The sequence below is a fragment of the Shewanella benthica KT99 genome, from assembly GCF_000172075.1.
In the GTDB taxonomy this organism is placed as follows: domain Bacteria; phylum Pseudomonadota; class Gammaproteobacteria; order Enterobacterales; family Shewanellaceae; genus Shewanella; species Shewanella benthica_A.
In genome coordinates this window covers 47,004-70,135 of the sequence record NZ_ABIC01000006.1, presented here as the reverse complement: position 1 = coordinate 70,135, position 23,132 = coordinate 47,004, and the positions used below count along the sequence as shown (strand labels likewise).

Sequence of the window (23,132 nt, the reverse complement as noted above, 5' to 3'; positions counted from 1 at the left end):
CTGACAATCCTGAGTGTCTTGGTTATTATTACTCTCATTTTTCTGGCCATGACCTACACCACTCAGGAAGCGACTGGCATTGTAATCGTATACCTGACTGTTCATGTGAACACATACGAGCTACGAAAGCGGAATTTGATAAATATCAGTTTTACTTCTGATTTAACATTTTAGGGGATAAATGGAAGAAGAAATAAGGAAGAGATGCCAGTAAATATTTATAACTATATTTACTGGCAAAATAATTAATTCATGAGTTCAAAAGGCTCATTTTCATGAAGGTTAGAAGCAAAGCTGTAGATAGATTTTTTATCTTCAAACTGAGTAACATTTACCCCAAGATCATGCATTTCATTTGAAACTTCATTAAAAGCCCTTATGATATTTCTATCTTTTGTCATAGGATTTTCAACTGTAAACATCATGTGCTCAGGCTTAATAGTCTTAGCTTGAATTAACCTCTTAACTCGGCTAATCCATTGCTCCCCATGTTCTATAAGGTTAAGTGGTCTAGTTTGATCAAAAGCGATAGGTTTTATCACCTTAGTTATGTTGCCAATACAGGCCACAAGAGGCATATTAACTGGCACATAATCAGCAACTAACCTTTGCTGTTTAAACCTAACATTATCGACATGGGTTTTAAGCTCATGTCTAAGCACTTTGACCATCTGCTGCTCACGATACTCTTTAGTCGCAAAGCTTCTTCCAATATAACGCTCAAAAAGCGTTTCCAATGCGATAGTTGGCTCATCGCATAACATTGAGCTCGTTTCACCAAATGTCATCACACCTTCACGGTAACGAGTAACCTCTTGGAAGAAGTTCACCTGCTCTCTACCAAGCATTTTGCGCCCAAAGTCACGAACTCGCTCTAACTCATCAGCAAAGCTTCTAAGTGCATTGCTATACAATGCACCATCAAGATCATCAAAAAAGTCAGTCACTCTAGCAAATCGTATTGGCGCTAGTTTGAAATCAACAAACCCCTGCTTTGGGGAATATAGTAAAATACCAACATTTGCAAACTCTTCTGTTTCTGCAAACGGCATAAAACGTATTATTGCGTAATTACATAAATTGCTCATTGTATGCCCTCCCAAAAACCAGTGTGTTTGTAGTGAAGCAATACTACTTTGATTTGTGCCTCAATGCTATCGAGATCGAATACTTCAAGCCAGTCATCAGGGAGCTGCTCTATTGCTTCTCTAAGTGTAGCTAAAGAAGCAATAAAGCGTTCTTCATAAAATTGCTTATCGAGTAAATCCCTTTGTTCATTCCAAGCTTCTGCCCCGATATGACACTGGTTAAAAGTATCTAAATCAAAGTCACGTTCGAATGATAAATTATGATCCAACACATAGACCCTATTAGTTTGAGGGTGCATAAACAAATTGGGGTTCCCACCAAGAGACGTTAAATTTCTATCATCATTTCTAACCCAGTAATCAAAGACAAATAGATCACGGAGTAATTGTTTATCGATATGATTTCTCTGAGCAACTGTAATATCTTGAATATTATCGATATACCGAGAAGCAAAACATACACCTGCGCCAAGATCTTCATAATCAAATTCAACGAGTACATCATCGACATACGCGAGTTCAAAGTCAGGAATAGGCAGTTCAAAACCACGACATAAATGCCCGACTAACCACTCTTTAACTAGACCTGTTCGAGTCGCTCTTGCACCTTTTACAATATATTTGTGTCCATCATCAGCTTCACATAAAAAAGGCCCTGTTTGACCTTGTTTCATTTGCCGAATGATCTTGGTGATTCCAATCATTAAGTCATTCCAAAGAGAGCACTGTTAGTAACAGTATTATTTCATTCAAGCATCACAGCTTTATACAAATAAAATCAAATGATTATTCAATAACTTGCTAGTAAATAGCTGCATAGTGCGCATGCACAATTAACAAACCTATTATTTGACAAACGTACAGAGCATCTAGCTGAATTTACGGTAGTTTGTCTTTTTTTTCAAGGTTTTAAATATTAGTTAGGCAGAGAGCCAGGTCAAATTTCTATATGAATAACCCAGTGTAGATAATTGGACTCCCCACTCTCCTAATCAGTTACGTTATATCTCAATTCTCACGAGATTCCGGAGTCTAAAATGAAAGGGACTATTGTTGGCGTTGATCTGGCTAAAAATGTAATTCAAGTTTGTGTCTTCAAAAATAATAAGGTGCATTCAAATACTGAAATGACACCGAATGAATTTATCGACTGGCTGGCCAACTTAGCCCCCGTAACCATAGTGTTCGAAGCGTGTGGAATGTCTAATTATTGGAAACAAAAAGCAATATCATTTGGTCATGAGGCTAAGTTAATTTCTGCTAAGTTAGTCTCAGCCGTCAGGCAAAATCAAAAAGCGGACAAAAATAATGCTTTAGCGATTGTTCAGGCCGCACTGTTACTCGAGGTCAATTTCATCACAGGTAAAACGGTCGAGCAGCAACAACTTCAATCCATTATGAGATTACGAGAACTTGCTATCAAACAAAAAACTGCGATGAGTAACCAGCTCACCTTGTTGTTGGCAGAGTTTAACCTTATGGTGTCAAGCAGAAATGGCGGCTTACGCGGTGTGATTGAATCCACGTTAGAAAACGCTGAAAATGATTTTTCTTCTGAGTTTCGAGCCGCTCTTGAAGCGGCCTGGCAACAGTATTTATCCGTAGTAACATCCATCACGACTTATGATCTGTGTTTGGAAAAATCACTCGTCACTCACCCTGAGGCTCAAAAATTATTAAAAATTGAAGGGGTGGGTACTCTCAATGCGATTACTCTCTATATCGCATTAGGTTGCGCTGATATTGGTGTCGTTTCCACAGGAAAAGATGCATCCGCCTGTATTGGATTAACCCCGATTCAGTATTCTTCAGGTGGAAAGGTCAAACTGGGGTCCATAGGAAAACACGTTAAAAATAGCATTCTCAGAAGCCAGTTAATAACTGGCGCATTGTCAGCGGTCAGTCAAAAGAGAAGCCAAGACGACGGTCAGAACCGCCTACGCCATGCTCACACAGGGTACAGAGTATAGAGCAGAGTTAATTTCAGCTTAAAAAGCGTTCAAACAACAAAAATGCACAATCGAAGATTAGAAATCAGCCAGTTAAGGTAGCCCGCATCAAAGAGTCTTGAGCTCGCAGTGTAGAATTATCAACTGGTTCGCGTAAATATCATAGAGCCTGAGTTCGCTACTCAATTGAGAGCTCATACATAAGTTCGCATTTATTTCTTCAAGAGTGTCTGTTTTTGTTGACACCGGGGAGTCCACATAAGATGCGTCCGTGACAAGGATGTCACGGCCGAACTTACAAGGACGTACTAGCAGTGTGTCACAGAAGTATCTGCATATAAGGTCGTTCATTCACATCCATGTAATCACGACATTGGTGCATCCATGCACGGCACCCACGGCAGGTGATAAGTAACCATGAAGGTACGGCATTCGATGCACTATGGGATACATGCTCCCAAAATGACGATAGCTAAGTTTTCACAAACTTAGCTTAATCTCTGGCGTACAGCCTCAAACAAACAGACTCCAGTCGCCACTGACACGTTCAGGCTGGATACTGAGCCGGTCATAGGTATCGAAACCAGTGAGTCACAGCTTTCGCGGGTTAGACGGCGCAGGCCCTTGTCTTCGGAGCCCATGGCGATCGCCAGTGAGCCTTTAAGATCGGCTTTATACAAATCCTGCTCTGCTTCGCCGGCGGCGCCGACAATCCAGATACCTTTATCTTGCAGGCTTTTCATGGTGCGAGCCAGGTTAGTGACCTGAAACAGCGGCACCACTTCTGCGGCGCCGCAAGCGACCTTACTCACCGTTGGCGTTAGACCCACAGAGTTATCACGCGGCACGATAACCCCATGAACACCGGCGGCATCTGCGTTACGCAGACAAGCACCTAAATTGTGCGGATCGGTAACTCCATCGAGGATCAGCAAGAAAGGTGTCTCTGTCTTCTCTACTTCTATCTTATCAAGCAGGACCGCTAAGTCTTTGTCATTGAGCTGTTTGACCGCCTTGACTCGGGCTATCACACCTTGGTGTTGACCCCCGTCTGACTTGTCATCCAATACTTTACGTGTTGCATGCTGCACCGAGATACCGTACTCAGCCGCACTCTCTAGGATCGGCATGAAACGCTTGTCATCACGGCCCTGTAGTACCCAAAGTTCGATTACGCGTTCCGGGCTATATTTCAGTACTGCTTCAACGGCATGAATACCAAAGGTGATATCTTGTTTTTTCATCTATTACTGTCTCTATTACTTACTTTCTTTGGCTTTACGCTTGGCTGGGCTCTTTTTTACTGAAGACTTTTTAGCCTTCGACTTCTTAGCCGTCGTTTTTGTTTTAGCAGCGGACTTTTTAGCTCCACCGCTCGTATTGGTTTTAGCTGAATCGGCAGAAGCTTTACCCGCCGCCGCTTTTGAACGAGAACCGCGTCGCTTAGGTTTACCGCTCTTATCTGCTTTGCCTAGCTTAGCACCCTCGGCATTGACTCGCTCTCTGGCAGTCATTGGCTTCTTGCCACGGCTTGGACGTGTAGACTTACCTTCCTCACCCGCCATCATCAAGTCTATCTGTCTGTCATCCAGATTGACGCTCGCCACCTTCACCGTGACCTTGTCGCCTATCTGGTATACCTGACCGGATGATTCACCCACCAGACGCTGACGCATATTATCATATTGGTAGTAATCGCTCCCCAGACTTGAGATATGCACTAAGCCATCGATAAAGAGTTTATTCAGACGGACGAACATGCCGAAATGAGTGACCGAGGCCACTACAGCGTCGAAGGTATCGCCCACGTGATCTTGCATAAACTCACATTTGAGCCAATCGCTGACATCGCGGGTCGCCTCATCGGCGCGGCGCTCTGTGGTCGAACACTCGACACCGAGAAGGTCTAACTCTTCTAGCTGATAGTGATAACCACCACCAGGCGTCCATTTCTCTTTCGCCTCTCCCTGTTCTTTCGCCAGCAAGAAGCGAATAACACGATGCAAGATCAAGTCAGGGTAACGACGAATAGGCGAAGTAAAGTGAGAATAGGCCTCTAAGGCTAAACCAAAGTGTCCTTCATTATCCGGCGTGTAAACCGCTTGCTTCATCGAGCGCAGCAACATGATCTGGATAAGCTCGGCATCGGGTCTGTCGGTGATCGACTCCATCAAGGCCTGATAATCTGTCGGTGTAGGCTTAAGCCCGCCGCCCATGGTCAGGCCACGTTCCTTGAGGAAGTCTTTAAAGTTCGTCAACTTCTGCTCGGATGGAGACTCATGCACCCGGTATAAGACTTCGCCCTTGTGCTTCTTGACGAACTTGGCCGAAGCCACATTGGCCAAAATCATGCACTCTTCGATGATCTTATGCGCCTGATTACGATATCTCGGCACTATGCTGTCAATCTTGCGATCGGCATTGAAAACAAACTGAGTCTCAGTAGTTTCAAAGGCGATGGCGCCTCTTTGTGCACGTGTCACATCCAGAGTCAGATACAGAGATTGCAACGTCTGCAGATGCGGGAATATAGGTTTGAGCTTATCACTCACCTCTGCGCCTTCGAGCATATCGGCAACTTGGGTATAGGTCAGACGAGCATGAGAATGCATCACGGCCGGATAGAATTTATATCCTGAGAGTTTACCTGCTGCTGAGATAGTCATCTCGGCAACCATACATAAACGATCGACCTCAGGCATCAAAGAACATAAGCCATTAGAGATTTTTTCCGGCAGCATAGGGATGACTTGTGATGGGAAGTACACCGAGTTTCCTCGAGCACGAGCTTCCTTATCTAATGCAGATTCGGTGCGCACATAATGGCTCACATCGGCAATCGCCACCCAAAGACGCCAGCCACCGCTCTTCTTGGCTTCGGCATAAACGGCATCGTCGAAATCACGGGCATCTTCACCATCTATGGTGACTAAAGGCAAATGACGTAGATCGGCTCGGCCCTCTTTGTCAGCTTCAGTCACTTCATCGGGAATTGCGCGCAGCTTCTTCTCAATCTGACTCGACCAGGTATGTGGCAGATCGTAGTTACGCAGGGCAATCTCGATCTCCATGCCAGGAGCCTGCTGCTTGCCTAACACTTCGGTGACTTTACCCGCAGCCTTCACATAACGGCCCGGGCGACGGGTCAATTCGAGCACCACAACATCACCCTGACGAGCACCATTACGGTCCTCATCGGCAATGAGTATCTCTTGGCCTATACGCCTGTCATCGGCAATGACGAAAGCCATGCCGGAATCTAAATGGAAACGTCCCACTAGGACGGCGGATCTCTGTTCGACCAGGCGTACGATACGTGCTTCGCGGCGCCCCTTACGGTCGACTCCGGCTTTCTGCGCCAGCACCTTGTCGCCGTGGAAATACATCATCATGTCACGGTTATTGATAAAGAGGTCGTCACCGCCCTCAGCCAGCTTCAAGAAGCCAAAACCATCTCTGTGACCGATAATCGTACCGGTAAGCAGGTCCATACGCTCGGGGAGGCCGTAGGCCTGCCCTCGGGTAAACACCAGCTGCCCATCCCGCTCCATGGCTCGCAGACGACGTCTAAGCGCCTCAAGCTGCTGCTCACTTTCGAGTTTAAGCGCCTGTGCTATGCGTTCACGGTTTAACGGGGATTTTTCTGATCGTAAGTATTCTAAAATAAACTCACGGCTTGGAATGGGATTTTCATAATTTTCTTGTTCACGCTTTAAATGCGGATCTTTGATCATTCAATATCTCAAATATTTTACCGGAACATTCCGGGTCATACCAATTGCTAATAGACAAATGGTACTGTTTATCGGGATCTCAGGTGCTCCTGTTTTGCCCTGGCAACTGCACTGGGCGGCATTTTCTGCTCTAGCACCTTCAATAATTCTAAGGCTTTATGTTTTGTCGCCTCATCACTAAATACATCGTTATATAGCCAGTGATATCCCATCTCGAAATCCCTTGGGCTACCATAGCCTTCACCAAACAGTCTGACTAACATCATACGTGCCGGCAGGTCGCCATTGGCCGCTGCGGGCATCACATAATGAATGGCTCTGTCGCGATCTTGTATCACGAATTGTCCATCGTGATAGTACTCGGCGATCCTGAGCATAGCTTCCGCGCTCCCCTGCTCGGCAGAGTCACGCAGTAAAGAGATCCCTCTCGGTGGGTTTGCTTTGACACAAATACCATGATTAAGCATCTCGGCCCAAAGATATTGATACAGGGGCTGTTCAAGCACCTCGGCTCTCGCCTCAATATCCTGGACTAACTGACAATCATCCTCCGTGACTCGCGTAAGATATTGTTTAGTCCTGATCAGTTCAATTAACTGCTCCTGACTATAGATATCCACGGCTCGAGTCTCGGCCCAGCTCAAAGCCGGTATCAGCGCTACTATCGATAACAACAGATAACGCGACATGATTTTCGATGAAAATTTTAGCACTTCTCCTAGCATGAGCTCTCTCGCGAAAAATTCATAAACATAAGTAGTGATCAGACAAGACACTCGATTAGCGGTGAATAGCTTGTCTCATCAATACTCGCCTATTGGGTACATAATAGGTCATCGGCAGTATCACGCATTTCTTGAGCACTGCCTTGCCCGTATCAACACCAATAAAAAGGCCGCGATATGCGGCCCCTTACTATTAACTAAACGGATTCACCAGAATCATGGTCTCGTTTCTATCGGGACCCGTAGAGATAATATCAATTGGCGTTTCTAACAAGTCTTCGAGACGCTTAATGTAGTTCAATGCCGCTTGCGGCAATTGCTCTAAAGAAGTCGCACCGAAAGTGGTCTCACTCCAGCCTGGCATAGTTTCCAGTACAGGTGTGACCTTCTCGTAGCCTTCAGCCGCGAGTGGAGTCACAGTCGCGACAGTTCCATCTGGATACTGATAGCCCACACAAATCTTCACTTCTTTCAGACCATCTAGCACATCTAGCTTAGTCAGACAGAAACCGCTTACGCTGTTGATCTGTACCGCACGCTTCATGGCAACTATGTCTAACCAACCTGGACGACGCTTACGACCAGTTGTGGCTCCGAATTCGTGACCCTTAGTGCCTAAGTAGTCACCGATTTCACACTTAAGCTCAGTTGGGAAAGGTCCGGCTCCGACGCGAGTCGTGTAAGCCTTCATGATACCCAATACATAATCCAGATGACGTGGACCGAATCCTGAACCTGTAGCAACACCACCTGCGGTAGTATTAGAAGAGGTGACGAACGGATAAGTACCATGGTCGATATCAAGCAAGGTACCCTGTGCGCCTTCAAACAGAATAGGCTCACCCGCTTTACGCGCCTGATCTAACAATTCAGTGACGTCGGTACACATACTCTTAAGGTAATCTGCGATTGCCAAAGCATCTTTCAATGTCTTTTCATAATCTACAGCTTCGCACTTGTAGTATTGCGTCAACATGAAGTTGTGATAGCTCATCACATCTTTCAGCTTCTCTGCAAACAGCTCTGCATCAAACAGATCGCCAACACGAAGACCACGGCGTGAAACCTTATCTTCGTATGCAGGACCAATACCACGGCCCGTTGTACCAATAGCCTTATTACCGCGAGCTTTCTCACGGGCAACATCTAGAGCACAATGGAATGGCAGGATCAGTGGACACGCTTCAGAGATAAGCAGACGCTCCTCAACAGGAACTCCACGCTCTTTAAGCATGTTGATCTCAGTAATCAGAGCTTCTGGTGATAGCACCACGCCATTACCGATAATGCATTTTACATTATCACGTAAGATCCCTGATGGAATAAGATGAAGAACGGTTTTGTCACCATCGATAACAAGAGTGTGACCGGCATTGTGGCCACCCTGATATCGAACGACATATTTAGCCTGTTCGGTAAGTAGGTCAACTATCTTACCCTTTCCTTCGTCACCCCATTGGGTGCCGAGAACTACGACGTTTTTGCCCATTATTTGCTGCACGCTAGTGGTTAAAACGGGATTTTAGCAGATCTATAGGGGCTGTAGGCAAGTAATTTATGAAAAAATAATCAACAAAACAATACCTGCGGTGACTAAACCACCACCCAAACGTTGCAGAAGTTGCTGATTTTGGTTCGAAATATCCTTTAAATATGCTTTCCAGCGATTAGGAAATAACAGGGGACCAATTCCTTCGATAACAAGCACAATACCTAACGCTAGCATGATTAGCTGTAGTGACATAATTTAAAATTCCGCATAGCCTAAAGTAAAATTGAACAGGATTAAGACTAGATTAACAAATCGGCAAGGAGATGGTCTATTTTCAGGCAATAAAAAACCCAGCATAAGCTGGGTTTTTTGAGTTCTCGATAGCGAAAAATTAACGCTTTGAGAATTGTGGCTTCTTACGTGCTTTACGTAGACCAACTTTCTTACGCTCAACTTTACGAGCATCACGGGTAACAAAACCAGCGGCACGAAGAGAAGGACGTAGAGTTTCATCAAGCTCCAACAATGCACGGGTAATACCGTGACGAATTGCACCTGCTTGGCCAGTGATACCACCGCCCTTTACAGTGACATAGATGTCTAGTTTATCAGTCATTTCAACTAGCTCTAGTGGTTGACGAACAACCATACGAGCAGTTTCACGACCAAAATACTGATCTAGTGGAAGTTGATTGACAACGATGTTGCCAGTTCCTGCTTTCGCGAATACGCGTGCAGTAGATGTTTTGCGACGGCCAGTGCCGTAGTACTGAGTTGCAGCCATTAGCTTAATCCTGTTTAGATATCAAGAACTTGAGGTTGTTGTGCAGCGTGATTATGTTCTGTACCAGCGTAAACTTTAAGTTTACGGAACATGGCACGTCCTAAAGGACCTTTAGGTAACATACCCTTAACCGCTTTCTCGATAATCATTTCAGGCTTATGAGCCTGCAGCTTTTCAAAGGTGATGTGCTTGATGCCACCAATGAAACCCGAATGCGAGTAGTACACTTTGCCTTTCGCTTTATTACCAGTGACAGTAACTTTTTCAGCATTGATAACGATGATGTAATCACCGGTGTCAACATGAGGTGTATACTCTGGCTTATGCTTGCCACGTAAACGTGAAGCAATTTCAGTAGCCATACGACCCAAAGTTTTACCTTCAGCGTCAACGACAAACCACTCGCGAGTGACTGTCTCTGGTGTAGCAGTAAAAGTAGTAAAAGTAGTCTTCATTTTACAAAAACCCAATGTTAAAATTCTGTCTCAAATGCTTTACCAATATTGGTAAGAAGCACAAATAGTGCCATTCCCCGCCCCTTCGAGCAAAGAATTAGGCTTTACAACTTCCATCTAATTGATGGAGTAACGAGGGCAGGTGGCGGATTATAGACAAAGATGAGCTAAAAATCACCTAATATTTGCAGAGCAGGTAATTTAAATAATTCCCTGCTCTTGGCAAGACACTTGTTAGCCCTAGAAGCCCAAATATTTAACCTTATGGCAAATGCTCTAAGGCCAGATAATCATGGGATTGCATCTCGGTGAGACGTGAACGACAACGCCTGAATTCGAAGCTTAATAAGCCCTGAGTGTAGATGTCTTCGAGGGAGACTTCGGCTGAAATGATGAGTTTGACATTACGCTCATAAAACTCATCCACCATGGCGAGAAAACGCCGAGCAATATCGTCGCCGGTAAGCTTATCACCCATCTGCTTAACCCCACTGAGCAAGACAGTATGATAGAGGCAGGCTAACTCCATATAGTCTCTCTGACTTCTGGGGCCATCACACAGGGCAAGAAAATCCAACAACAAGACACCTTGAGCCTGCTTTCTTATCGCTATATTGCGCCCGTCGATCTCGATCCCATCCACTGACACCTCAGACTCGGGTGCCAACCTATTAAAATAGGAGAGTAAATTCGTATCGGCCTTAGCATCGAGGGGGAAATGATAGATTTCGGCCTGCTCCAGCGTACGCAGACGATAATCGATGCCTGAGTCCACATTGAGTATTTGGCAATGTTGATTGATCAGCGCTATGGCTGGCAGAAAGCGCGCTCGCTGTAAGCCATTAGGGTAGAGTTCATCGGGAATGATATTGGACGTCGCGACCAGCGCCACCCCCTCTTTGAATAGGGCTTGAAACAAGGTGCCGAGTAACATGGCATCGGTAATGTCCGACACGAAGAACTCATCGAAACAGATCACCTGGTACTTATCGGCCATCTGTTTGGCAATCGTTAACAGGGGATCTCTCTGCCCTTTTAGGCTATCGAGATCTAAGTGAACCTGATGCATGAAACGATGAAAGTGTGCCCGCAGCTTTCTCTCTCCGGGCAAAGCATCATAGAAGGTATCCATCAAGTAGGTTTTACCGCGCCCAACCCCACCCCAGAGATAGAGTCCCTGAACCCCTTGCTGTTTCGCCCCCAGAAACGAAAATACTCTTTTCACCAGGCTCGGTTTACGATTAATAAGCTGAATTTCATCAAACACACGCTGCAAACTTTTTACCGCTTGTTCCTGCGCTGGATCGTGTGAAAACTCATCTCGAGTCAAGTCTTGCTGGTAATGCTGCCACGGAGTTAGCTGGGACACGTGAAATAATCTCTTTAATGCTTAAATGAACGGCTAGATGGTATCATGTCAACAATAATAATTGATTCAAATTTTTAGTTGCTGATGTAAAGGAGTTTTATATGGAATGGCCCTTAGTTATTGCCGCTTTCGTTCTCGGTATCTTACTCGGTTACGTCGGTCGCACTATCATTGCCCGTAACAGTGAGTCAAATGGCAAGGGAAAAGCCCACGAGCAGACTAGATTAGAATTGAGTCAGCACAAACAAGAGGTCACTGATCATTTCGAACTGCACCATACACAACTCGCCGAGCTGACGGAGCAATTAAACAAGGTTAACAAACAGTGGAATGAAGCGGCGAACACCTTAGCCCCAAAAAGTACGGCTAAACCACTGGCTAACTTAGTTAGCCATGAAGTAATCTCAGATTCTATATTCGCCCAAACCAATGAAACAAACCGTAAAAATGTCATAATTGTGCATAAATAAAATTAACCTTTGTTAATAAAAATGAACTCTCATCTCCAGCCTATTGTCGGATTCAGTAACAAAAGATCTATAATTACTTCTTGATATAGCAAAAAACATCCCTATATCCTTAAGTAATACTACTGAATCCGATATTGGAGCTACAAATAGATGAAATCCAAATTAAGCTTACTTTCTGCCGCCCTGCTTACGGCATCGATCTCTTTGGCTCCTAGCCTGTCTCAGGCGGCAATTCCAATCGCGGTTGATGGACAATCCATCCCCAGTCTGGCTCCCATGTTAGCGCGCACCACACCCGCGGTAGTTGCCGTAGCTGTTACGGGGACCCATGTCTCTAAACAAAAGTTACCCGATGCCTTCAGATATTTTTTTGGTCCTAATGCCCCCCGGGAGCAAGTACAGGAACGTCCATTTCGAGGCCTAGGTTCGGGAGTCATCATCGACGCTGACAAGGGCTATATCGTCACCAATAATCATGTGATAGAAGGCGCTGACGAGATCTTAATTGGCCTGCATGATGGACGTGAGGTCGAGGCAATACTTATCGGCACCGATCCCGAGTCAGATATCGCATTATTGCAAATCAAAGCCGATAACTTAGTCGCATTGAAACGTGCCGATTCCGATAAACTCAGGGTCGGTGACTTTGCCGTCGCTATTGGTAATCCTTTCGGTCTTGGCCAAACAGTGACATCGGGTATCGTCAGCGCCATGGGCCGCTCGGGTCTGGGTATTGAGATGCTAGAGAACTTCATTCAAACCGATGCCGCCATCAACAGTGGTAATTCCGGCGGCGCCTTAGTCAACCTCAATGGTGACCTTATCGGCATCAATACCGCCATCGTAGCCCCCGGCGGCGGTAACGTAGGCATAGGCTTCGCGATTCCTTCTAATATGGTTAACAACCTAATCGATCAGATCATCGAGTACGGCGAAGTCCGCCGCGGCGTATTAGGTGTATCGGGTCGAGACCTGACCCATGAGCTGGCGAAAGGTTTTGGCTTAAATACCCAACATGGTGGCTTTGTCGATCAGGTCATGGCCGATAGCGCAGCCGATAAAGCCGGTATAAAGGCTGGCGATATTATTGTCAGTGTCAATGGACGCAATATCAAAAGCTTTCAGGAGCTAAGGGCGAAAGTTGCCACCATGGGCGCAGGCGCAGAAGTTGAGTTTGGCTTGATCCGCGATGGTGACAAACAAACCGTAACCGCGATTCTAGGGGAAAACAGTCAGACAATAGAAACCGCCGCCGGAGCCATTCATCCCATGCTCGCCGGTGCGGCATTAGAAAACAGCAAGCAAGGCGTAGAGATAACCAATGTTGCCCAAAACTCGCCGGCTGCAGTTAGTGGTTTACACAAAGGCGATGTTATTGTCGGTGTGAATCGCTCACTAATAAAAGATATTAAGTCGCTCAAGGCCAAACTAGCCGATCAACAAGGCGATGTCGCATTGAAGATAAGACGTGACAACAGCAGCCTATATCTAGTGCTGAGATAACAATAAAACAGCATAAAGGCTACGGTTAGCCTTTATGCTGTTTCTTATTGTCAGATAAGGCGATGACGAAGCATTGACAATGCTGGTCTTCTTTGCTGCTTCATCACTTTATCTTAATTACCTTCAAGCTTTAAACATGCTAATCTTACGCTACTTTTTCTTTAATACTCTCTGACATGGCCCTTAAAGACACTCTACTCTATCTCGGCAAGGCCATTTTTTTCGGCCTTATTATGGCGGCAGTGTTTCTGGTAGTAACGCCTTTTTTGGCAAACAAGGATATGACCAGCCTGTTTTTCCAAAAACGTGGTGATCATGGAGTTGAGCTTTCATTTTCCGTTGCAGTTAGGCGTGCAGCCCCTGCCGTGGTCAATATCTATAGTCTGAGTATCAATCGTAATCAACCTCTTAACTCAAGATCACTACAAGGCCTTGGTTCTGGTGTGATCATGAGCGCTGAAGGCTATATCCTTACCAATTACCATGTCATTAAACAAGCCGATGAGATAGTCGTCGCCCTACAAGATGGCCGTAAATTCACCTCTGAAGTCGTCGGTTCAGATCCTGTCACCGATCTGACCGTACTAAAAATTGAAGGCGACAGCCTACCAATAGTGCCAATCAACTTAGAGGAGCCAGCACAAGTCGGTGATGTTGTCTTAGCCATAGGCAATCCCTACAACCTTGGTCAGACTATCACTCAAGGAATTATCAGTGCCACGGGCCGTAATGGACTCAGTTCTGGCTACATGGATTTCCTGCAGACAGATGCTGCGATTAATGCCGGTAACTCAGGTGGAGCACTTATCGATACCCGTGGCCAATTGATCGGCATAAACACGGCGGCCTTCCAGGTCGGTGAAGAAGGTGGTGGTCATGGAATAAACTTTGCCATCCCAATCAAGCTGGCCCATAGCATCATGGGTAAACTGATTAAAAATGGTCGGGTGATCCGGGGGGCACTAGGCATAAGCGGTGAACCTATCAGCCCTGTAATGGCGCAGATCCTCAATCTACCGGATCTTACTGGTGTGGTGATCACCGGCGTCGATCCTAATGGGCCGGCCTCCCAAGCTCAACTTCAGCCAAGAGATGTGATCATCAAATATGCAGGGGAAGATATTCCTGGCGTCGAAATGCTGATGGATAGAATCGCCGAAACACCACCGGGAAAGCAAGTTTCAATCACTATCATACGTAAAGGCAGGCCTTACGATGTCCCTGTTGTCATTGGTGAGAAATCTGCCAATGAGCAGTAATTAACGTTCACACAGGGGTCAAGCCTATGACCCCTAGCTGCTAGCCCATGACTGTTATTCTTACTTGTTTCAGCATCCAGTTCCCCCCCCCACGGCAAGATCATTATAAATTGAACTTTATGCTCAAGTAGCGATCAGATCACCAAATACTCTTTTTTGGTGATGTTAATGACTGCTACTTTTTTAAAACATTTTGATTCGATTGCGGATCCCCGTATCGAGCGTTGTAAAAAACATAACTTATTAGATATTATTTTACTCGCTATAAGTGCGGTTATGTCAGGCTCTGAAGGATGGGAAGACATTGAAAACTTTGGACATCTAAAGCTTGATTGGCTTCTTCAACATCGTCCTTTTAAAGCAGGTATTCCTCGGCATGACACTATTGCCCGTGTTATCTGCCGATTAAAAGCGGATGAAAAAGAGATAGCAAAGCTAATCGTTAAGCAAAAGGCTGATTATATTCTAGCGCTTAAAGGTCATCATTCTGGTCTACAGGGCGAATTGAAACAAGACGTTGTCAGCAAGTGCTGGTTAATAAAAGTTGGTTAAATAATAAATATCAGTGGGTTGGCTTAAAAAGCATTATCAAAGTGACATCAGACGTACATGAAAAAATGACAGGTAAAGAGACCACTGAAACACGTTGGTACATTAGCTCATTAGATTTAAATGCAGAGCAGGCGTTATCTTCTGTGCGAAATCACTGGCAAGTAGAAAGTATGCATTGGGTGTTAGAGATGACATTCAGAGAAGATGAATCACGGATCCGTAAAGGCCGAGGTCCGCTTGCTTTTAATGTGATGAGAAAAATAGCAATGACTGTGTTCAAGCAAGAGCAGACAAAACGCGCGAGTATAGTGGCTAAAAAGAAGATGGCAGGGTTGGACGACGAGTATCGCTCAACCCTGTTAGAGTCAGGGATTAAAATGCGCTAGCCGTGCCCCCCCCCCCTTTCTGCTATCAAGAATTTAAACCCCGTGTCCACTTTACCGGCGTCATATCACATATCAGACTTATAGCTTATAGCTTATAGCTCATGACTGTGACTGTGACTGTGACTCATGATTTCTGGCAAACAAAAGCCAACGAAGAAGTTTTTGAAGGGAGGATAAACACTAAAAAAAGCCACTCCAATAATAAATTGGAGTGGCTCGATGGACAAGGGACTAAATTAACAGATTACTGGTAATTATAATGAGCTTACTTATGTATCTTAGTTAAGGCTGCGGCCTTGTCGGCAAAGTCAGTATGACACTCGCCACAAGAGAACTCAGCAGTAACCCAAGGGTTCTGGAAGGTGTCTTTACCATCTGCGTTGGTAATAAACTGCTTAGCATCGGCAGAGATATCCATGGTGAAGGTGTGAGACTTCACATCACCGAATATTACGCCGCCCTTTGATGTACGAGTTGTTGCACTTTTAGCCAGCTCAGGCATATGACACGTTGTACACTCTGCAACTGTGCTGTGGCCATATGATCCACCGCCATCGACAAACTCCATAGTATGACAATCGCTACACTCTTTAATTAACGCAGTTTCATGTCCTGGCTTGTCTCTGTTGACCGTTGACATATGAGAGTCGTGACAAGTGGTACAGCTCATATTTTTCTTCGGACCCCGCTCTTCACCGGTAGTAGGATTAACACCTAACATCTCATCGGCTGTTTGGTGGTGCTTACTCAAACCACTGCCGTTGGCTATGATACGACCACCCACTTTCGCGCCCTCGGGGAAGGCGGCATTGTAAGGAGTAACGAATGAAGGGTAGTCCTTCTCACCATCACGAGTATGACACTCGGCGCACGTTACCGCTTTACCATAGGCCATATCATCGGCTAAGAAATCTTCGGTTGTTCTAGCCATAGCCAGCTTAGTGATATTGTCTTTTGAAGGTGCCTTAGCATGTAAGCTACCCGCACCGTGACAAGATTCACATTGCACGCCAGCTGCCGCGAAGGTTCCATCGATACCGATCAAGCCATCTTGGTGACCATCTAAGTTACGCGTATCGCCGTCTTCTGTGGTATTACGTTTCCAGCCAGTTGTATGGCAGTTACCACAGTTATATTTCTTATCGACATCACCCGCGTGATATCCGCCCATAGACTCGGCGCCCAAGACCCCGCCGTTAGCCTCGATGTTGTACTGCACCCCCGATCCAGTCACAATATAACCATCGGCATCCAGCCAACGCATCTTCCAGTGGTAGCCGCCAACAACGTAACTGGCCTCATCATAACTGGTTGGCGCGCCCAATGTATTGTCGGCTCCGGTGATGAAATCAATCGCGCCGGTAACATCGGTAAATGGAAACTCAGGAATACCGCCATCGACGATCTTATTGAGCTTAAAGTTATGCCCTGTCTCAAGATAAGTGGATTTATTAGTATGGCAAGATAAGCAGGTTTGTGTTCCGACATAAGCGAGCACTTCAGGTTCAGGCAGCGCTTCAACCGTCACGGTCACTTCACCGGTCGTCTCATCGGTACCATCAGTAATGGTGTAGTTAAACTTCACCTCCCCAGCCGCTACACCGGCAGTGAAGTCAATTTTTCCTGCGTTTATCACGGCGCTACCTGAGTCAACGGATACGATGGATAAGGCATCACTATCGGCATCGGTATCATTGGCTAATACATCTATGGTCACAACTTCAGAGACGGTTACCGTTACGCTATCAGCAACGACAACGGGTGCGTTATTAACCGGTGCGGGTTCTGCTGTATCATTATCGCTACCACAAGCTACCAACATGGTTATCATGCTGGCAAATACTAGCTTTTTATAGGGTATTTTTACGTTCATAAGTTCATCCTCATTAGGCTTTTTTGATATCGCCAACATTGCTGAGAGGGCGATTAATATGTCTCTTTGGACATTTAGCCAGTATTAATGAGTTACCCCTAAAGGAATAGATAAGGGGAGTTCACAATCAGATTAAACTGGTGAACTATAGTTATCAGAAGTTTGATAAGTGACTGTTTATTCTGAAAAATAAAACCTATGGCAAGTTATGGTGTTGTAACACAAAGTATCCTGTACTTGTCAAAATGTAGAGCTTTCTCTCATTTTGCATCACTAATCCAGCTTTCTTGAGCTGGCGCAGATGAAAATTAAACTTAGTATGATCTCCCACGCTAACCAAACGAAATAAATCCATAAATTTCAACCTATTATGGCAACCCAACGACTTTAACGTTGCACGTCGTAGTGGATTAGCTAACGCTGCATAGACGCTATCTGAGTCGATAGCAGAACTCGATTTCAGTAATTGCTTTTCAGCGATACTGCGTCGTATGGTCATCACTCGGTCGACACTCTTAAATGGCTTGGTCAGCACACTGTCAGCCCCTTTCTTCATCGCATCAACCGCAGTATCTACGGTGGCGTAGGCAGTGACAATAACCACAGCCATAAAGGGATTTTCCTGTCTCAGGTTCGAAATAGCCTCGACACCTGTCATTCCGGACATGACCAGATCCATTAAAGCGATATCGAAAGAGTGCTTTTGGCAGACTGCAATCGCTTCCTCTGCGCAGGGTACGGCGATCACATCGAAATCTTCAAGCTCGAGAATATCAACCATATTCAGCCGCAGATCTTTATCATCCTCTGCAATTAAGACCTTAGTCATGGATCAAACCTCTGTTATAAAATGTCATAGATACCTTGGTACCCTCACCTAATGTACTTTCAATATTCATCTTGCCCTGATGAGCACTCAAAATTTGTTCACAAATCGCTAATCCAAGTCCCGTCCCTTGGCCAATTGACTTGGTCGAATAAAATAATTCGCTCGCTCGTTCTAAGGTTTTACTGTCCATGCCTTCACCCCAATCTCTGATTGAGAGGTAAATATAGTCAGTCTCACCATGGGCAATGATTTCAATATTACCGCCATAATCTGTCGCATCCATTGCATTATTGATCAGATTTATCATCAATTCTTCGAGCTTAACCTTATGCCCATATAGGGTTAACTCAGACCCACAGCTAATACTTAAATGGTAAGCTTTCGCTTTATGTGCGAGTAACTGAATAGCACCATCGATAACTTGCTGAACCGACACAAGCTCGGCCTTGCCATCATTAGGTCTGGCATACGTCAGTAACTCCTTACTGATCTCAGATGCACGGTCAATGCCAAGACGGGCTCTATCTAGGTACTCAACTAATGCCAGATTCTCGGCAGGCAGCTTACGTTCGAGCAGATCTAAGGCAAGATGAGAAGACGCGAGTGGATTGTTGATTTCATGGGCAATCCCCATGGCCAGGTGACCAATGGCTTTATACTTATCAGCTTCAATGGCTCGCTTTAGCTTAGCCTCTGTAGCCAACTCCTTCTCAATATCAAAAAATTTCAGTGCCTTATGTAAGGTAAATAAAATTAAGCCTGCTGCCAGGGTCCGAAAAACGGGCACACTAGGGTGAAAATCTGTCGGTACCAGCCCTGACAAAACCCCATAAATCAATAAGCCTACGCCGGTTGCGACAAAGTAATGGCCGCATTCATGAGCAGCCTTTTGCAACTGATATCCATAAAGAGAGATACCGATAGCCGCTAATGAGGCACTACCAAACCCCAGTAACCAACGGGTATACAGGGCGGCTTCAGCAAAGGTCTCGGCAGGAAGATAATAACCTCTGAGGAAGAAAAACAGCCCTGAGGTATAGATAATCACTATCACAGCAATCACCAGCTGACCGAGCTTGGCACCGAGCCTATCGCTAATGCCAAACAGCAGCCAAGCGAAGATCATTAAACCTGCATAGGAAAGTGAGAGTTTTATCAACCTTAGCCACTGTATAAGGATCTCATAGTCTGGATAGATCTCATCGCTAAACAGGATGACATAAAGTTCAGACCACTCATAAAAGGCATGGGCGAAACTAAACAGCGCTAGCGCCCATAGAATAGGAGATATAGACAACTGGCTATATTTAAAATTTCGAAATACGACAACACAGCCTATAGAGAAAAACACCAGGCCATAAAATAGATAAATGTTAAATGTGATGAATGTTGGCATGGGCGGAACGGATCATTTTCTAGGCAATGATTCAGTGATCGTTACAACAGATAAATGAATCATTTTTTTAGATGAACTTTGATATAAAATCCGCAGCATATATTTTATATCAATACTGCAGACATAAACCCCTATTATGCCTTCCGTGGCATTCGGGGATAATAACTTCCAGTGCAGGCCACCAAGGAGGCTTGCTGGCTTTACTTTATTCAGCGAGTTTAAGTCGGTTACAGCTAGCTTATACGAACAACCTGTCCGCCAAGGCCCTTAAACTTGTCTTCGATATGCTCATAGCCGCGATCCAGATGATAGATACGATCGACTATGGTGGTACCATCTGCCACTAAACCGGCAATAACCAGACTGGCCGAGGCCCTTAAGTCAGTCGCCATCACTTGGGCACCATTGAGTCGCTCAATTCCCTGAATAATGCAGGTATTGCCTTCGAGCTCCATGTTTGCGCCCATACGAATAAGCTCAGGGACATGCATGAAGCGATTCTCGAAAATGGTTTCGGTAATGGTTGATGTGCCTTCGGCTAACGCATTGAGCAAGCAAAACTGTGCCTGCATATCGGTAGGAAATCCCGGATATGGCACCGTTTTAATGTTGACCGCCTTGGGTCGCTTACCTTGCATATCCAGCTCAACCCAGTCACTGCCGGTGGTGATCTTAGCGCCAGCATCTTCAAGCTTGGCAAGCACAGCCTCGAGAGTCGATGGTTCGGCTTTGACACAACGTATCTTGCCACGAGTGACCGCAGCGGCAATCAAGAAGCTGCCAGTCTCGATTCTGTCAGGCATCACACGATAATGACAACCCTGCAGGGATTTGACCCCTTGGATACGAATCGAGTCGGTGCCAGCACCCTTAATTTTCGCACCCATGGCGATAAGACAGTTAGCCAGATCGACAACTTCAGGCTCACGGGCGGCATTCTCTATGATAGTTTCACCATCGGCGAGGGAGGCCGCCATCAATAAATTCTCTGTCGCCCCCACGCTGACCATATCCATGAAGATATGCGCGCCTTTTAAACGGCCATCGACACGGGCCTTGATATAACCCTCTTCGACTTCGATCTTCGCCCCCATCTGCTCTAAACCATGGAGATGAAGATTGACCGGACGTGCACCAATGGCACAGCCTCCAGGCAGGGATACATCTGCGGTACCGAAACGGGCCAATAATGGTCCCAAGATAAGGATCGATGCCCGCATGGTTTTAACCAGATCATAAGGTGCACAAAAATGATCCAAAGAGGTGGTTGAGATACGCACCTCACTGTTATTGGTACGGCTCACTTCGGCGCCTAAGCAGCGCAGCAACTCACAACTTGTGCTCACGTCTCTCAGATCCGGCACATTGCTGACAACAAAATCAGTTTCGGCCAATACGCCAGCCATCAAGATAGGCAAGGCGGCATTCTTAGCCCCGGAGATCACGACTTCACCAGCCAGCGCTTCGCTCGCCTGAATTTTTAATTTATCCAATTTAGATCTCGGCTTACATGTTGAAGATTTTTTCACGCTTCCATTGTGTCGGCGTGAAGGCATTGATAGTTAGCGCATGTAGCTCGCCACTGGTGATACGCTCCATCAGAGGAGCGTATATGGTTTGCTGCTGCTTTACGCGCCCCATGCCATCGAAACACTCGCCGACGGCCACGATTTTATAGTGGGTTCCAGCTTGGGTGACGTGCACTTCATCTAATGAGAGTGCATCCTGAAGAAGCTGCTCAATCTCTTTTAGCTTCTGTGCTTCATTGGCTTGTTCTGTTTCGTTGGTATCCATGGATCTATTTACCTTGTTTTGCTTCTTCATCGAAGAAGTATTCTAAATCGTATAACGCAATTAATTTCGCTAGCTGACTCGATGCAGCACTGAGTGTTACCACTCTTCCCTCTCTCTTAGCCAGGGCTATCAGTTCTAAGATGAAAGCGATGCCAGCACTGTCGCTGTAACTCAGTGCCGACAAGTCGATGACCTTAATCTTGGCACTAAGCAGGCGTTTTCTCTTACCCCAAAGCTTAACCACATCTCCTTGTGAGAGCCGACCTGAGATGCAACACACAGAGCCCTCACAGATAAACTCAACCACTTAGAGTTTATCCCCATTAGTCTTATTACTGATATTGCCTTTATTGCGTTGTTCTAACTCTAAAATCACCGAATCGATCCCTTTTTGACGGATCAAGTTTGAAATTTCTGAGCTCTTCGATGCCAGTAAACTGACACCTTCGGCAACAAGATCGAATGCCTTCCAGCTGCCGTCTTTGAGGCGGCGCACCTTAAACATTAACTTAATTGCCGGTCGACCCGGTTCTATCAAGTCAACGTTGACATCGACCATCTTCTCACCAGAAAAATCTTTCCCGGGGGAAAACCTCACGTGTTGATCTGTGTACTCGGTGAACGCCTGTGCATAGGTCGACACCAGATAGCCCTGAAATGCTTTTACAAATCGCTCTCTTTGATCTTTTGTGGTTGACTTAAGATGTATACCCATGACTTTATAAGACGCATACTTATAATCAATATAGGGCATCAGCTCATCTGAGACTATCAGTTTAAGATGGTCAGGATCGGTGTTAATTATGTCAATATCCTGATGAAATCTGGTAAAAGTATTCTTTGCTACAGCCTCAACCATATCATAAGGGTTCATGGTGTTCACTGCCAAGTTATCACTATGTGCTGTTGCACTCAACGCGAGTAACAACAGTGAAGCGCTATAGATACAGATGCGATTAAACATTCTCATTTAAAATCCTTGACGCTATATAGGAACTGACCAATAAGCTCTTCGAGCACCAGAGCCGAGTGAGTATCATCAATTCTATCACCATCGATCAGCATGGCGATATCGTCGTCCATAAATCCTGGAGTCAGCCCCAGGAATTGCTCACCCAATAAACCCGAAGTCAGAATCGACAGACTACTGGTTTCGGGGAACTGATCGAAATGCTTATCCATAGACAACTCGACCACAGGTATCAGCTCACTAGGATCGAGAGTAATCGCACTCACACGCCCGACAACCACACCACCCACCTTGACCGGAGAACGCACTTTAAGCCCGCCGACATTACTAAATTTAGCATAGAGGGTGTAATGATTAGCCCCGGACTTCACTTCGACATTGGCAACATTGAACACTAATATCAAAAATGCAGCCAGGCCGGATAACAGAAACAATCCCACTAATACTTCAATTTTACGAGTTAACATACTCTCATTTCCACTCTACATGCTAAGCCAACTGCAG

21 protein-coding genes and 2 pseudogenes are annotated in these 23,132 nt (G+C 45.5%); 5 read left to right on the top strand and 18 right to left on the bottom strand.

Going from position 1 to position 23,132, the window contains the following annotated elements; genetic code table 11:
* Nucleotides 1-245 precede the first annotated feature (245 nt).
* The gene (locus KT99_RS03960; RefSeq protein WP_040571580.1) at nt 246-1,088 is read right to left on the bottom strand and encodes a DUF3037 domain-containing protein; all 843 of its coding nucleotides are present in this window, start codon (nt 1,086-1,088) and stop codon (nt 246-248) included.
* Nucleotides 1,085-1,792, bottom strand: coding sequence for a HipA family kinase (locus KT99_RS03955; RefSeq protein WP_005497267.1), 708 nt, complete (start codon nt 1,790-1,792; stop codon nt 1,085-1,087). The genes KT99_RS03960 and KT99_RS03955 overlap by 4 nt, the downstream gene beginning before the upstream one ends.
* A gap of 333 nt (nt 1,793-2,125) precedes the next feature.
* Here KT99_RS03955 and KT99_RS03950 point away from each other — a divergent pair.
* Nucleotides 2,126-3,080: pseudogene (locus KT99_RS03950) on the top strand (IS110 family transposase).
* 445 nt (nt 3,081-3,525) lie between these two features.
* Here the strand turns inward: KT99_RS03950 and rlmB are convergent.
* From rlmB to zapE, 8 genes are all read right to left on the bottom strand, one after another.
* The gene (rlmB, locus tag KT99_RS03945) at nt 3,526-4,281 is read right to left on the bottom strand and encodes a 23S rRNA (guanosine(2251)-2'-O)-methyltransferase RlmB (RefSeq protein ID WP_005497263.1); all 756 of its coding nucleotides are present in this window, start codon (nt 4,279-4,281) and stop codon (nt 3,526-3,528) included.
* 15 nt (nt 4,282-4,296) lie between these two features.
* Nucleotides 4,297-6,771 carry a ribonuclease R gene (gene rnr / locus KT99_RS03940; RefSeq protein WP_005497261.1) on the bottom strand — a complete coding sequence of 825 codons (2,475 nt, stop codon included), beginning with the start codon at nt 6,769-6,771 and terminating at the stop codon, nt 4,297-4,299.
* 68 nt (nt 6,772-6,839) lie between these two features.
* A complete protein-coding gene (locus tag KT99_RS03935) occupies nt 6,840-7,460 on the bottom strand; it encodes a tetratricopeptide repeat protein (RefSeq protein WP_040571579.1) in 621 nt (206 codons plus the stop codon).
* 229 nt (nt 7,461-7,689) lie between these two features.
* Nucleotides 7,690-8,985 carry an adenylosuccinate synthase gene (locus KT99_RS03930; protein ID WP_005497257.1) on the bottom strand — a complete coding sequence of 432 codons (1,296 nt, stop codon included), beginning with the start codon at nt 8,983-8,985 and terminating at the stop codon, nt 7,690-7,692.
* Between the two features lie 66 nt (nt 8,986-9,051).
* Complete coding sequence (locus tag KT99_RS03925) at nt 9,052-9,240, bottom strand: DUF2065 domain-containing protein (protein ID WP_005497256.1); 189 nt, start codon at nt 9,238-9,240, stop codon at nt 9,052-9,054.
* A gap of 139 nt (nt 9,241-9,379) precedes the next feature.
* The gene (gene rpsI / locus KT99_RS03920; protein WP_005497255.1) at nt 9,380-9,772 is read right to left on the bottom strand and encodes a 30S ribosomal protein S9; all 393 of its coding nucleotides are present in this window, start codon (nt 9,770-9,772) and stop codon (nt 9,380-9,382) included.
* 14 nt (nt 9,773-9,786) lie between these two features.
* Entirely contained in the window at nt 9,787-10,227 is a 441-nt protein-coding gene (rplM, locus tag KT99_RS03915) for a 50S ribosomal protein L13 (protein ID WP_005497254.1), read from the bottom strand.
* A gap of 262 nt (nt 10,228-10,489) precedes the next feature.
* Nucleotides 10,490-11,596 carry a cell division protein ZapE gene (zapE, locus tag KT99_RS03910; protein WP_005497253.1) on the bottom strand — a complete coding sequence of 369 codons (1,107 nt, stop codon included), beginning with the start codon at nt 11,594-11,596 and terminating at the stop codon, nt 10,490-10,492.
* 101 nt (nt 11,597-11,697) lie between these two features.
* On the opposite strand from zapE, the gene KT99_RS03905 reads away from it, so the two are divergent.
* From KT99_RS03905 to KT99_RS20420, 4 genes and pseudogenes are all read left to right on the top strand, one after another.
* Nucleotides 11,698-12,066 (top strand): ZapG family protein, encoded by a 369-nt coding sequence (locus KT99_RS03905; protein WP_005497248.1) that lies wholly within the window; start codon nt 11,698-11,700, stop codon nt 12,064-12,066.
* Between the two features lie 150 nt (nt 12,067-12,216).
* Entirely contained in the window at nt 12,217-13,569 is a 1,353-nt protein-coding gene (locus KT99_RS03900; RefSeq protein WP_005497246.1) for a DegQ family serine endoprotease, read from the top strand.
* A gap of 176 nt (nt 13,570-13,745) precedes the next feature.
* Nucleotides 13,746-14,828 carry an outer membrane-stress sensor serine endopeptidase DegS gene (degS, locus tag KT99_RS03895; RefSeq protein WP_005497244.1) on the top strand — a complete coding sequence of 361 codons (1,083 nt, stop codon included), beginning with the start codon at nt 13,746-13,748 and terminating at the stop codon, nt 14,826-14,828.
* Between the two features lie 168 nt (nt 14,829-14,996).
* Nucleotides 14,997-15,766: pseudogene (locus KT99_RS20420) on the top strand (ISAs1 family transposase).
* Between the two features lie 265 nt (nt 15,767-16,031).
* On the opposite strand, the gene KT99_RS03880 reads toward KT99_RS20420, so the two are convergent.
* The 8 genes from KT99_RS03880 to mlaD form a co-directional block, all read right to left on the bottom strand.
* Nucleotides 16,032-17,639, bottom strand: coding sequence for an Ig-like domain-containing protein (locus tag KT99_RS03880; protein WP_040571595.1), 1,608 nt, complete (start codon nt 17,637-17,639; stop codon nt 16,032-16,034).
* Between the two features lie 196 nt (nt 17,640-17,835).
* On the bottom strand, nt 17,836-18,468 hold the full coding sequence (locus KT99_RS03875) for a response regulator (RefSeq protein WP_005497236.1): 633 nt from the start codon (nt 18,466-18,468) through the stop codon (nt 17,836-17,838).
* Nucleotides 18,461-19,864: a sensor histidine kinase gene (locus KT99_RS03870; RefSeq protein ID WP_005497235.1), complete on the bottom strand. Its 1,404-nt coding sequence runs from the start codon at nt 19,862-19,864 to the stop codon at nt 18,461-18,463. Before KT99_RS03870 ends, KT99_RS03875 begins: the two co-directional genes overlap by 8 nt.
* Before the next feature lie 233 nt (nt 19,865-20,097).
* The gene (gene murA / locus KT99_RS03865) at nt 20,098-21,357 is read right to left on the bottom strand and encodes a UDP-N-acetylglucosamine 1-carboxyvinyltransferase (protein WP_005497234.1); all 1,260 of its coding nucleotides are present in this window, start codon (nt 21,355-21,357) and stop codon (nt 20,098-20,100) included.
* 13 nt (nt 21,358-21,370) lie between these two features.
* Nucleotides 21,371-21,658, bottom strand: coding sequence for a BolA family protein (locus tag KT99_RS03860; protein ID WP_005497233.1), 288 nt, complete (start codon nt 21,656-21,658; stop codon nt 21,371-21,373).
* A 4-nt stretch (nt 21,659-21,662) separates the two neighbouring features.
* Nucleotides 21,663-21,965: an STAS domain-containing protein gene (locus KT99_RS03855; protein WP_005497232.1), complete on the bottom strand. Its 303-nt coding sequence runs from the start codon at nt 21,963-21,965 to the stop codon at nt 21,663-21,665.
* Nucleotides 21,966-22,628: an MlaC/ttg2D family ABC transporter substrate-binding protein gene (locus KT99_RS03850; RefSeq protein ID WP_005497231.1), complete on the bottom strand. Its 663-nt coding sequence runs from the start codon at nt 22,626-22,628 to the stop codon at nt 21,966-21,968.
* Nucleotides 22,625-23,095: an outer membrane lipid asymmetry maintenance protein MlaD gene (gene mlaD / locus KT99_RS03845; protein ID WP_005497230.1), complete on the bottom strand. Its 471-nt coding sequence runs from the start codon at nt 23,093-23,095 to the stop codon at nt 22,625-22,627. Before mlaD ends, KT99_RS03850 begins: the two co-directional genes overlap by 4 nt.
* Nucleotides 23,096-23,132: the final 37 nt, after the last annotated feature.

Coding starts and splice junctions, on each gene's coding strand:
- KT99_RS03850 (WP_005497231.1), bottom strand. CDS start 22,628: ATGAGAATGTTTAATCGCATCTGTATCTATAGCGCTTCACTGTTGTTA.
- KT99_RS03925 (WP_005497256.1), bottom strand. CDS start 9,240: ATGTCACTACAGCTAATCATGCTAGCGTTAGGTATTGTGCTTGTTATC.
- KT99_RS03905 (WP_005497248.1), top strand. CDS start 11,698: ATGGAATGGCCCTTAGTTATTGCCGCTTTCGTTCTCGGTATCTTACTC.
- rnr (WP_005497261.1), bottom strand. CDS start 6,771: ATGATCAAAGATCCGCATTTAAAGCGTGAACAAGAAAATTATGAAAAT.
- KT99_RS03960 (WP_040571580.1), bottom strand. CDS start 1,088: ATGAGCAATTTATGTAATTACGCAATAATACGTTTTATGCCGTTTGCA.
- KT99_RS03860 (WP_005497233.1), bottom strand. CDS start 21,658: ATGGATACCAACGAAACAGAACAAGCCAATGAAGCACAGAAGCTAAAA.
- mlaD (WP_005497230.1), bottom strand. CDS start 23,095: ATGTTAACTCGTAAAATTGAAGTATTAGTGGGATTGTTTCTGTTATCC.
- degS (WP_005497244.1), top strand. CDS start 13,746: ATGGCCCTTAAAGACACTCTACTCTATCTCGGCAAGGCCATTTTTTTC.
- KT99_RS03870 (WP_005497235.1), bottom strand. CDS start 19,864: ATGCCAACATTCATCACATTTAACATTTATCTATTTTATGGCCTGGTG.
- rpsI (WP_005497255.1), bottom strand. CDS start 9,772: ATGGCTGCAACTCAGTACTACGGCACTGGCCGTCGCAAAACATCTACT.
- KT99_RS03875 (WP_005497236.1), bottom strand. CDS start 18,468: ATGACTAAGGTCTTAATTGCAGAGGATGATAAAGATCTGCGGCTGAAT.
- KT99_RS03900 (WP_005497246.1), top strand. CDS start 12,217: ATGAAATCCAAATTAAGCTTACTTTCTGCCGCCCTGCTTACGGCATCG.
- rlmB (WP_005497263.1), bottom strand. CDS start 4,281: ATGAAAAAACAAGATATCACCTTTGGTATTCATGCCGTTGAAGCAGTA.
- rplM (WP_005497254.1), bottom strand. CDS start 10,227: ATGAAGACTACTTTTACTACTTTTACTGCTACACCAGAGACAGTCACT.
- KT99_RS03880 (WP_040571595.1), bottom strand. CDS start 17,639: ATGAACGTAAAAATACCCTATAAAAAGCTAGTATTTGCCAGCATGATA.
- KT99_RS03935 (WP_040571579.1), bottom strand. CDS start 7,460: ATGTCGCGTTATCTGTTGTTATCGATAGTAGCGCTGATACCGGCTTTG.
- KT99_RS03930 (WP_005497257.1), bottom strand. CDS start 8,985: ATGGGCAAAAACGTCGTAGTTCTCGGCACCCAATGGGGTGACGAAGGA.
- KT99_RS03955 (WP_005497267.1), bottom strand. CDS start 1,792: ATGATTGGAATCACCAAGATCATTCGGCAAATGAAACAAGGTCAAACA.